General features: G+C 71.1%; 4 protein-coding genes. 3 read left to right on the forward strand and 1 reads right to left on the reverse strand.

All coding sequences use genetic code 11. The features are described from left to right. From D7X12_RS31975 to D7X12_RS31985, 3 genes are all read left to right on the forward strand, one after another. A partial coding sequence (locus D7X12_RS31975) for a phosphopantetheine-binding protein (protein WP_208719405.1) occupies window positions 1–261 on the forward strand: 261 nt, incomplete at its 5' end. Beyond that, a complete protein-coding gene (locus D7X12_RS31980) occupies window positions 245–1180 on the forward strand; it encodes an alpha/beta hydrolase (RefSeq protein ID WP_120629025.1) in 936 nt (311 codons plus the stop codon). The genes D7X12_RS31975 and D7X12_RS31980, both read left to right, overlap by 17 nt. Before the next feature lie 53 nt (window positions 1181–1233). Next, window positions 1234–12066, forward strand: coding sequence for a non-ribosomal peptide synthetase (locus D7X12_RS31985; RefSeq protein ID WP_120629026.1), 10833 nt, complete (start codon window positions 1234–1236; stop codon window positions 12064–12066). A 10-nt stretch (window positions 12067–12076) separates the two neighbouring features. Here D7X12_RS31985 and D7X12_RS31990 read toward each other — a convergent pair whose 3' ends face one another. After that, a complete protein-coding gene (locus tag D7X12_RS31990; RefSeq protein ID WP_120629027.1) occupies window positions 12077–12715 on the reverse strand; it encodes a carbonic anhydrase in 639 nt (212 codons plus the stop codon). Window positions 12716–12843 lie beyond the last annotated feature (128 nt).

The raw sequence follows: 12843 nt of genomic DNA on the forward strand, positions 1-12843 counted from the left end.
GAGCCCCCCACCGAAAGTGAGTTCATCGCGCGCGCGCAGAAGTTCCTGACGGGGCTGGGCGTGCAGCCGGCGGCGTTGGATCCGGATACCAACCTCGTCGAGACGCGGGTGCTCGACTCCCTGCTCCTGCTCGCGTTCCTCGCCTTCGTCGAGGAGCAGCGGGGCTACGAGGCCGAGCCGAAGCCCGAGGACTTGATCGCCATCCGCACGCTCCGCACGGCGTACGCGCTGGTGAACTCGCGGGATGGCCGTGAGTCCTGAGATCACGCGGGCCATGGCGCTGCTGCCGACGCTCGACTACAGCGATCCGCGCACCGTCCGCACCAAGATGAACCGGTGGATCAAGCTCTCCGCGTCCGCGGGCCTCTGGAGGCTGGAGGAGCCCGGCGTCACCGTGAGCGACCGCCTGGTGGGGGCCGGCGTTCCGGTCCGCATCTACGTCCCGAAGGATCGGCGCGAACCTTCGCCCGCGGTCGTCTACTTCCACGGGGGCGCGTTCGCCATCGGGGACCTGGACTTCGAGCACCCGCGCTGCCTGGAGATGGCGAAGCTGACGAACGCGGTCGTCATCTCCGTGGACTACCGCCTGGCCCCCGAGCATCCGTTTCCCGCCGGCCTGGATGACTGTTTCGCGGCGTTCACGTGGACGGTGGAGGTCGCCGCGGAGCTGCGCATCGACGTGTCGCGCATCGCGGTCGCGGGGGCGAGCGCGGGCGGCGCGCTCGCCACGGCCGTCGCGTTGATGGCGAGAGACCGGGGAGGGCCGAGGCCTGCCTTCCAGCTGCTGCTCTACCCCGTGACGGACGACCGCATGGTGACGCCCTCCATGTCGGCCTTCATCGACACGCCGGGCTGGAACCGGAAGAACTCGGAGCACATGTGGTCCCACTACCTGGGCCCCCAGCGGGGCCGCGACGTGCCGTCGCCGTACGCGGCGCCGATGCGTGCGACCGACCTTCGAGGCCTGCCTCCGGCGTACGTGATGACGGCGGAGATCGACGCGCTCCGGGACGAAGGCATCCACTACGCGCAGCGGCTGGTGGAGGCAGGCATCCCCACCGAGCTGCACCACTACCCCGGGACGTTCCACGGCTTCGACACCCTGGCCAACGCCGAGGTGTCGCACCGCTCGCGCGCTGAGCACTACGCCGTGCTGCGCAGGGCGCTCGCGCTGCCGTAGCCCTCCCTCCGGCCTCCAGTCCTCCTGCTCCCATACCGTCTGGAAACCCTCCGATGAGCGCCTCTTCCCGCAACGCCCCGGCTTCGCTCGTGGACCTCCTGCTGCACCGCGCTGATTCGGAGGGGGCGCGGCGGCTCTTCACGTTCCTCGGTGACGAAGAAGGCGAAGAGCAGCCGCTGAGCTACGCGGAGCTGGATCAGCGCGCGCGGCGCATCGCGGTGGCGCTGCGGGAGCGGGTGCCCGCCGGGGAGCGGGTGCTGCTGCTCTACCCTCCGGGGCTGGAGTACGTCGCGGGCTTCTTCGGGTGCCTCTACGCCGGGGTGGTGGCCGTGCCCGCCTACCCGCCCGACCCGACGCGGCTGGACCGCACCCTGCCGCGGCTTCGCGCCATCATCCAGGATGCGCAGGCGTCGGTGGTGCTCACCACGTCCGGCATCCTGTCGATGGCGGAGTTCATCTTCGAGCAGGCGCCAGACTTCCGCGAGCTGCACTGGATGGCGACGGACGAGCTGCCCGCGGGCCTGGAGGCCGGCTGGTCCCGGCCCGAGGGGCTCGCGGCGGACGCGCTCGCCTTCCTCCAGTACACCTCCGGCTCCACCGGCACGCCCAAGGGCGTGATGCTCAGCCACGGCAACCTGCTGCACAACCTGGGGCTCATCTCGCACGCCTTCCGGGTGCGCCCGCGCGAGAGCGTGGGGGTCATCTGGCTGCCGCCGTACCACGACATGGGGCTCATCGGCGGCATCCTCGAGCCCCTCTTCGCGGGCATCGAGGCGGCGATCCTCTCACCGCTGTCATTCCTTCGCCGCCCCATGCGCTGGCTGGAGGCCGTCTCCCGCTTCCGGGGCACCCTCAGCGGAGGCCCCAACTTCGCCTTCGACCTGTGCGTGCGAAAGAGCACGCCTGAGCAGCGTCAGCAGTTGGACCTGAGCAGCTGGGAGGTGGCCTTCTGCGGCGCTGAACCCATCCGCGTGGAGACGCTGGACCGCTTCACGCAGGCCTTCGCGCCGCACGGCTTCCGCCGCGACGCGATCTACCCCTGCTACGGCCTGGCGGAGGGCACCCTCATCGTCACCGGCGGCACCGCGCGGCGTGAGCCCGTGCTGCACACGCTGGATGCCGGAGCGCTGGCCCACAGCCGGGCGGTGCCCGTCCGTCCGGATGATCCGGAGGCGCGCACCTACGTCGGGTGCGGACAGACGCTGCCGGATCAAGAGGTCCTCGTCATCAACCCCGAGACGCTGGAGCCGTGCGCGGCGGGCCAGGTGGGGGAGCTCTGGGTCAGCGGGCCGAGCGTGGCGCGCGGCTACTGGCGCAAGCCGGCCGAGACGGCGCATTCCTTCCAGGCGCGTCCCGCTCACGGGGGCAGCGCCCGGCACTACCTGCGCACCGGAGACCTGGGCGTGGTGGCCAGCGACGGAGAGGTGCTCATCACCGGGCGCCTCAAGGACCTCATCATCCTGCGGGGACGCAACGTCTACCCGCAGGACCTGGAGCAGACGGTGGAGCAGAGCCACCCCGCGCTGAGGCCGGGGTGCGGCGCCGCCTTCTCCACCGAGGTGGACGGCGAGGAGCGGCTGGTCCTGGTCCAGGAGCTGGATACGCGCCTGCAAGCCGACCCCGCCGAGGTGGTGGACGCCATCCGCCAGCGCCTGTCGGAGGTGCACGAGGTCCAGGTGGATGCGGTGGTGCTCATCGAGCCCGGGAGCATCTCGAAGACCTCGAGCGGGAAGATCCAGCGGCACGCCAGCCGTGCGGCGTTCGTCGCCGGGGAGCTGCGGGCCGTGCATGCGTGGAAGCGTTCGGATGCGCCAGCGAAGGCCCCCGCGCGCACCGCCTCCGTGTCACGGCAGGAGCCCGTGCGGGCCGAACCGCCGAAGCCGGGCACGGCCGCGGGCATCGAGGCCTGGCTGGTGGAACGGCTCGCTGAACGACTGAAGGTCGCGCGCGAGCATGTGGATCCGCACGTCCCCATCACCCGCCACGGCCTGGACTCCCTGACCGCGGTGGAGCTGTCGCACGACATCGAGCAGGGCCTGGGAGTGCCCCTGCAGATGGAGCTGCTCCTCCAGGGACCGACGCTGTCGCAGCTGGCGTGGCAGCTGTTCACCCTGAAGTCGATGCTGAAGCCCGCGGCACCGGCACCGGTCGCCCCGCCACGAAGCGCGCCGACGCGGCGGGAGCTGCCGTTGACCTCCGCGCAGCAGCGGCTGTGGTTCTTCGAGCAGCGTGAGCCGGGCAGCCCGCTCTACAACATCCCGGGCGCGCTGCGGCTGGAGGGCCGCCTCCACCTCCAAGCGCTGGAGCAGAGCTTCGAGGAGCTGATCCGTCGGCACGAGGTCCTGCGCACCACGTTCGAGTCCCGTGACGGTCAGCCCGTGCAGGTCGTCTCTCCGGAGGGACGGCTGCGCATCGAGGTGGTGGAGCTGGAGACGTGGCCCGAAGCGTCCCGGCCGCAGGAGGCCTTGCGGCGGGCGACCGAGGAGGCACGCCGGCCCTTCGACGTGAGCCGCGGCCCCCTGCTGCGCGCCACGCTGCTCCGGCTGGGCGCGCAGGACCACCTGCTGGTGGCGACGATGCACCACATCATCTCGGATGGGTGGTCCATGGGCGTCCTCCTCCGGGAGCTGGGCGTGCTCTACGGCGCCTTCAGCGCGGGCCGGCCCTCGCCGCTGCCGGTGCTGCCGCTCCAGTATGGGGACCATGCCCTCTGGCAGCGCGACGCGCTCCAGGGCGACGTGCTCGACCCGCAGCTCGCGTGGTGGCGTGAGCAACTCGCGGGCGCGCCTCCTGCCCTGGAGCTGCCCACGGACCGCCCACGCCCGGCCGTGCAGACGTACCAGGGCGCTACACGTCCGGTGCGGTTGTCCGGGGAGCTGTCCAGGGCGCTCAAGGACCTCTGTCAGCGCGAGGGTGTCACGCCCTTCATGCTGCTGCTGGCGGGCTTCCAGGCGCTGCTGCATCGCCACTCGGGACAGGAGGACCTCAGCGTCGGCACGGCCATCGCTGGCCGCAGCCGCGCGGAGCTGCGCGAGCTCATTGGCCCGTTCTTCAACCTCGTCGTCCTGCGCGCGCGGCTGTCGGGCGACCTCACCTTCCGGGAGCTGCTGGGCCGGGTGCGGGAGATGGCGCTGGGGGCGTACGCCCACCAGGAGACACCGTTCGAGAAGCTGGTGGAGGTGCTGCGGCCGCAGCGCAGCCAGCGTCACCTGCCGTTGTTCCAGGTGCTGTTCGTCCTCCAGGGAGAGGTCGGCGCGCCGCAGCTTCCCGGACTGGGCTCGCGACTCGTGGAGCTGCACACCGGCGTGGCTCCGTATGAGCTGAGCCTGTCGCTCAACGACACCGCGGAGGGCTTCACCGGCTCGCTGGAGTACAACCGCGACCTGTTCGAGGCCACCACCGTGGACCGGATGGTGGGCCACCTGCGCACGCTGTTGGAGGGCATCGTCGCCGCGCCGGACCGGCGTCTCTCGGAGCTGCCGCTGCTGACGGCCAGCGAGCGGCGGCAGGTGCTGACGGACTGGAACCAGACCCGCGCTGACTTCAACCGCGAGCACACCGTGCCGGTGGCGTTCCGGGAGCAGGTGCGGCGCACGCCGGACGCCGTGGCGGTCCGTTACCAGGACGCTTCGCTCACCTATGGCGAGCTGGACCTGCGCAGCAGCCGGCTCGCGGCACGGCTCCGGGCCGTGGGCGTGGGGCCCGACGTGCGGGTGGGCCTGTGCGTGGAGCGCTCGCTGGACATGGTGGTGGGCCTGCTGGGTGTGTTGAAGGCGGGCGGCGCCTACGTGCCGTTGGATCCGTCGTACCCGCGCGAGCGGCTGGCCCTCATGCTGGAGGACTCGGGCGCGCCGGTGCTGGTGACGCAGCGGCGGCTGACGGACCTGCTCCCGCACGGCGGCGCGGTGGTGTGCGTGGATGCGCTGGAGGAGTCCGCCGGGGAGGCGCGGGCGGACGTCCAGGGCGGTGCCCGGCCCGACAACGCCGCGTATGTCATCTACACGTCGGGCTCCACCGGCCGGCCCAAGGGCGTGGTGGTGCAGCACCGCAACGTCCTCAACTTCTTCGCGGCGATGGACGCCCGACTGGACGTCGCAACCCCGGGTGTCTGGCTGGCGGTGACGAGCATCTCCTTCGACATCTCCGTGCTGGAGCTGCTCTGGACGCTGAGCCGGGGCTTCCAGGTGGTCGTGGCCGGCACAGGCGTGGACGGGCTGGCCGAGCAGCTCGTGCGGCACCAGGTGACGCATCTGCAGTGCACGCCGTCGCTGGCACGCGCGCTGATGCTGGAGCCCACGGCGCGCAAGGCGCTCTCCACGCTGAGGCAGTGGATGGTGGGCGGTGAGGCGCTGCCACCGGCGCTGGCCGCGGAGCTGACGCGCGTCGTGCCGTCGGTGCTGAACATGTACGGCCCGACGGAGACCACGGTGTGGTCCTCCACGCACCCTGTGGATGCGGCAGGGGGGCCGGTCCCCATTGGCAGGCCCATCGCGAACACGCAGCTCTACATCCTCGATGCGTCGTTGGAGCCCGTCCCGGTGGGCGTGGCCGGCGAGCTGTACATCGGTGGTGAGGGCGTGGTGCGCGGCTATCTGGGACGGCCGGACCTGACCGCCGAGCGCTTCATCCCGGATCCGTTCAGCACGGAGCCAGGAGCGCGGCTGTACCGGACCGGCGATGTGGCGTGTTGGCGCGCGGACGGCACGGTGGAGTACCTGGGCCGCGCGGACTTCCAGGTGAAGGTGCGGGGCTTCCGCATCGAGCTGGGAGAGATTGAAGCGGTGCTGGGCCAGCACCCGTCCGTGGCGCAGGCCGTGGTCGTCGCGAGGGAGGACGGCGGTGGCGACAAGTGGCTGGTGGCCTACGCCGTCCCCAGGCCCCAGCAGACGCTGGACGCAGGCGCCCTGCGAGCCTTCGCGAAGCAGCGGCTGCCCGGATACATGGTGCCGTCCGTCTTCGTCCCGCTGGAGGCCCTGCCGCTGACGCCGAACGGGAAGGTGGACCGCAAGGCCCTGCCTGCCCCCGAGGGCAGCCGGGTGGAGGAAGCCAGGCCCTACGTCGCGCCGCGGACGCCCACCGAGGAGCGCATCGCCGCGACCTGGGGCGTGCTGCTCGGGGTGGAGCGGGTGGGCATCCACGACGACTTCTTCGAGCTGGGCGGCCACTCGCTGCTGGCCACCCAGGTCATCTCGCGCGTGCGCACGGAGCTGGGCGTGGAGCTGCCCCTGCGCGCCCTCTTCGAGGCCCCCACGGTGGAGGCCTTCGCGAAGCGCGTCCTGACAGAGGAGCACAGTGACGTCCTGCCGCTGACGCGCGTGGCCCGCGAGGGCGCGCTGCCGCTGTCCTTCGCCCAGCAGCGGCTGTGGTTCCTCGATCAGTTCCAGCCCGGCGACGCGTCGTACAACCTCGCGGCGGCCCTGCGCATCGAAGGGGCGCTGGACGTCGAGGCCCTGCGTCGCGCCTTCGAAGAGCTGGTGCGCCGCCACGAAGCCCTGCGCACCACCTTCTCCACGCACCAGGGCTCGCCCCAACAGCTCATCCACCCGCCGCACGCGTGGAGCCTGCCGGCGGTGGACCTCACCGCGATGCCCGTGCAGGAACGCGAGGCCCAGGCCCGCGAGCTGGCGCAGCAAGACGCTCAGCGTCCCTTCTCACTGAGCGCCGGCCCGCTGCTGCGCACCCAGTTGCTCAAGCTGGGCGACCGCGAGCACCTGCTGCTGCTGGGCATGCACCACATCGTCTCGGATGGCTGGTCCATCGGCGTGCTGGTGCGCGAGGTGGCCGCGCTCTACGAGGCCTTCCTCCAGGGCCGCCCCTCGCCCCTGCCCGAGCTGTCGGTGCAATACGCCGACTACGCCGCGTGGCAGCGTCAGTGGCTGCAAGGCCCCGTCCTCGACGCTCAACTGGACTACTGGCGCCAGCAGTTACAGGGCGCCCCCACCCTTGAGCTGCCCACCGACAAGCCCCGTCCCGCCGTGCGGGGCGTGGCGGGCGCTTCGCTCGGCTTCACCTTCCCGCGCAGGCTGGTCGATGGCCTCAAGGCGCTGGCCCACCAGGAAGGCGCCTCGCTCTTCATGGCGCTGCTGGCGAGCTGGCAGGTGTTGCTGTCGCGCTACTCCGGCCAGACGGACCTCAGCATCGGCTCGCCCATCGCGGGTCGCACCCACGCGGAGACCGAGCCGCTCATCGGCTTCTTCGTCAACACCCTGGTGCTCCGCGCCCGGGTGGACGGCGGCGAGGACTTCCGCACCCTGCTGCGACAGGTGCGCGGCACGGTGCTGGAGGCGTATGAGTACCAGGCCGTCCCCTTCGAGAAGCTGGTGGAGACGCTGCAGCCCGGGCGCAGCCTGAGCCACACGCCCCTCTTCCAATCCCTGCTGGCCCTGCAGAACGTGCCCATGGGGCAGATGCGGCTGCCCCACCTGACGCTCTCCCCGCTCGAGTTCGAGGGACGGACGGCGAAGTTCGACCTGAGCCTCGTCTTCACCGAGACGCCCGAGGGGCTGAGCGGCACGCTGGAGTACAGCACCGAGCTGTTCGAAGCCCGGACTCCGGCCCGGCTGGTGGGCCACTTCCAGCGGCTGCTGGAAGGCATCATCGCCATGCCAGCGCAGCCCCTCGCGACGCTGCCGCTCTTGAGCGACGAGGAGCGCCACACGCTGCTGGTGCAGTGGAACACCACGGACTCCGGCCACCCCCTGGACCGCTGCGTCCACGAGCTCTTCGAGGAGCAGGCCGCCCGCACTCCCGAAGCCACCGCGCTGGTGGCGGGCGACACGCGGCTCACCTACCGGGAACTCTCCCGGCGCTCCCGCGTCCTGGCCGCCTACCTCCAGTCCCAGGGCGTGGGGCCGGAGTCCGTCGTCGGCCTGTTCCTGGAGCGCTCGGCCGACACCGTCATCTGCCTGCTGGGCATCCTCCAGGCCGGCGCGACCTACCTGCCGTTGGATCAGAACGCCCCGCGCGACCGCCTGGCCTACATGCTGGAGGACGCTCGCGTCCGGCTGCTGCTCACCTCCTCCGCGCTCCTGCCCCGGCTGCCCGACACCGCCGCGCGCGTCGTGTGTCTGGACACGCAGGCCGCCGCGATCGCCGCCTGCGCTCCGGCCCTCCCCGCCCCTGGCGCGTCCTCCGCGCAGCTCGCCTATATCAACTACACCTCCGGCTCCACCGGACGGCCCAAGGGGGTCGGTCTTCCCCACCGGGGCGTCGTCCGCCTGGCGCTCGCGTCCAACTACATCCACCTGACCCCGGACGACGTGGTGCTGCAGGTCAACGCCGTGTCGTTCGACGCGGCCACCTTCGAGATCTGGTCGGCCCTGCTCAACGGCGCCACCGTCGCCGTGGCGGATGCCGGCGCGCTGTCCCTCGAAGCGCTGGGCCACCAGCTGCGCCGCCACCGCGTCACCACGGTCCTGCTGACGGCGTCCCTCTTCACCCAGATGGTGGACCACCACCTGGACGCGCTCCAGGGCCTGCGCTTCCTGCTGGCGGGAGGCGATGTCGTCTCTCCGGTGCACGCGCGGCGCCTGCGCCAGCAATTGCCGCAATGCCAGCTCATCAATGCCTACGGCCCGACGGAGAACACCACCATCACCTGCTGCGAGCCGGTGAAGGAGCTGCGCGAAGGAGCCTCTTCGGTGCCCGTGGGCCGGCCGATTGACGACACCCAGGTGTACCTGCTGGACGAACACCTGCAGCCCGTGCCGGTGGGCGTGGCCGGAGCGCTGTACACCGGCGGCGCGGGCCTGGCGCGCGGCTACCTGCACAACCCGGCGCTGACAGCCGAGCGCTTCATCCCCGACCCCTTCGGCCCCGCCGGCAGCCGGATGTACCGGACCGGAGACCTGGCGCGCTACCTGCCGGATGGGCGCGTGGAGTTCCTGGGACGCATTGATCAGCAGGTGAAGCTGCGCGGCTTCCGCATCGAGCTGGGAGAAATTGAAGCGGCGCTGGCCCAGCACGAGGCGGTGAAGGACGCGGTGGTGGTGGTCCGTGGAGAAGGCAGCGACAAGCGCCTCGTGGGCTACGTGGTGCCACGGTCGGGCCCCGCGCTGGAGCAGGACGCGCTCAAGCAGTCCCTGCGCCGGGCGCTGCCCGAGTACATGGTGCCCTCCACCTTCGTGTGGCTGGAGGCCCTGCCCCTGACGGCCCACGGCAAGGTGGACCGCAAGGCCCTGCCCGCGCCCGAGGCGACGGACTCCTCCCGGCAGTACGTGGCCCCGCGCACGCAAACCGAGGCGAAGCTGGCCGCCCTCATGGCCGAGGTCCTGCGCCTGCCGCGAGTCGGCGTACACGACGACTTCTTCGAGCTGGGCGGCCACTCCCTGCTCGCCACCCAGGTCGTCTCACGCGTCCGCGCGGAGCTGGGCGTGGAGCTGCCCCTGCGCGCCCTCTTCGAGGCCCCCACGGTGGAAGCCCTCGCGAAGCGCGTCCTGACAGAGGAGCGCAGTGACGTCCTGCCACTGACACGCGTGCCCCGCGAGGGCGCGCTGCCGCTGTCCTTCGCCCAGCAGCGGCTGTGGTTCCTCGACCGGCTCCGCCCGGGCGACGCCTCGTACAACATCTCCGCGGCCCTGCGCATCGAAGGGGCCCTGGACGTCGAGTCCCTGCGTCGCGCCTTCGAGGAGCTGGTGCGCCGACACGAAGCCCTGCGCACCACCTTCTCCACGCACCAGGGCTCGCCCCAGCAGCTCATCCACCCGCCGCACGGCTGGAGCCTGCCCGCGGTGGACCTCACCGCGGTGCCCGCGCAGGAGCGTGAGGCCCAGGCCCGCGAGCTGGCGCTGCAAGAGGCCCAGCGGCCCTTCTCACTGAGCACCGCTCCGCTGCTGCGCACCCAGTTGCTCAAGCTGGGCGACCGCGAGCACCTGCTGCTGCTGGGCATGCACCACATCGTCGCGGACGGCTGGTCCATGGGCGTGCTGGTGCGCGAGGTGGCCGCGCTCTACGAGGCCTTCACCCAGGGCCGCCCCTCGCCCCTGCCCGAGCTGCCGGTGCAGTACGCGGACTTCGCCACGTGGCAGCGCCAGTGGCTGCAGGGGCCCGTCCTCGACGCTCAACTGGATTACTGGCGCCAGCAGCTGCAGGGCGCCCCCATCCTCGAGCTGCCCACCGACAAGCCCCGGCCCGCGCTCCAGAGCCACCGCGGCCACTTTGTCTCCTTCCGCATTCCCGCGCCCACGGTGGCCGGCCTGAACCAACTGGCGCACGAGTCGGGCTCCACGCTCTTCATGGTGTTGATGGCCGCCTGGCAGTCGCTGCTGGGGCGCTACAGCGGCCAGGACGACATCTGCGTCGGCACGCCCATCGCCAACCGCACGCGCAACGAGACCGAGCCGCTCATCGGCTTCTTCATCAACAGCCTCGTGCTTCGCACCCGCCTGGACGGGGACCCCACCTTCGTCCAACTGCTGGCACGCGTGAACGAGGCGTCGCTGGCCGCGTTCGCCCACCAGGACGTCCCCTTCGAGCAGCTGGTGGACGCGCTGGGCGTGGAGCGCGACCTGAGCCGGATGCCGCTCTTCCAGGTGATGTTCGCCCTGCAGAACGCGCCCATGCAGGCGCCGACGCTCTCCAGCCTGCGCGTGGAGCCGGTGCCGGTGCATACCGGCGCCTCCAAGTTCGACTTCGTCCTTGAGATGAACATGGAGGACGGAGCGCTGAGCGCCCACCTGGAGTACTGCGTGGACCTCTTCGAGCACGCCTCCGTGGAGCGCCTGACGCGTCACTTCCACGCCCTGCTGGATGGCATCGCCGCCAACCCCCACCGTCCCCTCAGCCAGCTGCCTCCGGAGGCCCCGCTCGAACTGCCGCCCCTGCGCCAGCAGGCCCCCAGGCCCGGCCAGGGCGCGCCCATCGCGTTCGTCGCGCCGCGCACGCCCGTCGAGGAATCGCTGGCCGCCATCTGGACCGAGGTGCTGGAGGTGCCCACCCCCGGTGTGCACGACAGCTTCTTCTCGATGGGCGGCTCCTCGCTCTTCTCCATCGTCATGCTGGCGCGGGTGCAGGAGACCCTGGGCGTGGAGATCGCCCCGAAGCGCTTCTTCGAGGCCCCCACCATCGCCGCGCTCGCGGCCGCCCTCCAGCCCGCGGCCTCCGTCCCCCCTGAAGAGTCACCGGGAGCCTCGCCCCTCGTGCTCCTCAACGCGGGCGGCACCCTGCCTCCCCTCTTCTGCGTCCACCCCGTGGGCGGGGATGTCTTCTGCTACGCGGAGCTGGCCCGCCGGATGGATCCGGATCAGCCGTTCTACGGGGTGCGCGCGCAGGGACTCGACGGCACCCAGGAGCCAGGACAGTCGATTGATGCGATGGCCCGCTTCTATCTGGACAACATCCGGCAGGTGCAGCCCTCCGGGCCCTACCGCCTCATGGGTTGGTCCATGGGCGGCGACATCGCCTGGGAGATGGCCCGCCAGCTCAAGGCCCGGGGCGAGGAGGTGGAGTTCCTCGCCCTCATCGATGCGCACGCCCACCCCGGGATGCTGCTCCCGCCCGGTTCGAACCTCGGCGAGGTGGTGAAGGATCTGCTCGCCTTCGAGCTCCAGCAGTTCGCGGGACACCTGGACGACCATCCCCGCCTGGTCGCCCTGAGGAAGCTGCTGGAGCACCACCTGCGGGCCCTGTCCGTCTATGCGCCCGGGCCCTATGGGGGCGACGTCGTCCTCTTGCAGGCCACGGAGGTCTTCGACCCCGTCATCCAGGAGCAGGACAACGGCTGGCGCCCGTTGGCGAGCGGCGGCCTCCAGGTCCACCGGATTCCGGGCACCCACCACACCATCCTGGCGCCCCCCAACGTCGACCTCCTGGCGCAGCAGCTCCGGGCCTGCTTGCGGCAACTGCCCCCGGGGCGCTCCGGGGCCCTGGGCGAACGGCAGGCCTCTTGAGAAGGGGCCGTCAGTCCTTCGTCAGGTCGTAGAGCTCCTGGATGTTGTGGAGGGTCTGCTCGAAGTCCAGCTTGAGGTCCTTGATGATGCCGTTGCGCATGTCGAAGACCCACGAGTGCACCGTGGGATAGCCGCGCGCCAGGAAGGACTTCTGCACCGCGGCCGTCTTGATGATGTTGATGCTCTGCTCCAGGACGTTGAGCTCCACCAGCCGGTCGAAGCGCTGGGCCTTGTCCTGGATGCCGTCCAGCTCCTGCTTGTGGAAGCGGTACACGTCGCGGATGTTGCGCAGCCACGGGTTGAGGATGCCCAGGTCCTTGGGCTGCATCGCGGCCTGCACCCCGCCGCATCCGTAGTGGCCGCAGACGATGATGTGCTTCACGTCGAGCTGCCGGACGCCGTAGTTGATGACGGCCATCACGTTGAGGTCGACGTTGTTCACCAGGTTGGCGACGTTGCGGTGCACGAACACGGCACCGGGCGCCAGCCCCATGATCTGGTTGGCCGGGACGCGGCTGTCGGAGCATCCGATGTACAGGAAGTCCGGCTGCTGCGACTGCGACAGCCGGGTGAAGTAGTCCGGATCCGAGCGCAGCTGCTCCTCGGCCCAGCGCTGGTTGTTCTCGAAGATCTTGTCGTAGGGAGTCACGGGCCGAGACGCTCGCACGAGCGGGCGCGAGCGTCGAGAAGCCCGCGAGCCCCGGCTTGCGTCCCGCCAACGACATTGGGAGGGGGAGCCTGCCTCCTTCCGGTGCTGGGGGCGGGGGGCTGGCTTCC

Origin of the sequence: Corallococcus sicarius, from assembly GCF_003611735.1 — a bacterium.
In the GTDB taxonomy this organism is placed as follows: Bacteria; Myxococcota; Myxococcia; order Myxococcales; family Myxococcaceae; genus Corallococcus; species Corallococcus sicarius.

What these genes read in the sequence shown, in the direction of transcription:
- D7X12_RS31980 (WP_120629025.1), top strand. Translation starts at nt 245, where the DNA reads ATGGCCGTGAGTCCTGAGATCACGCGGGCCATGGCGCTGCTGCCGACG.
- D7X12_RS31985 (WP_120629026.1), top strand. Translation starts at nt 1,234, where the DNA reads ATGAGCGCCTCTTCCCGCAACGCCCCGGCTTCGCTCGTGGACCTCCTG.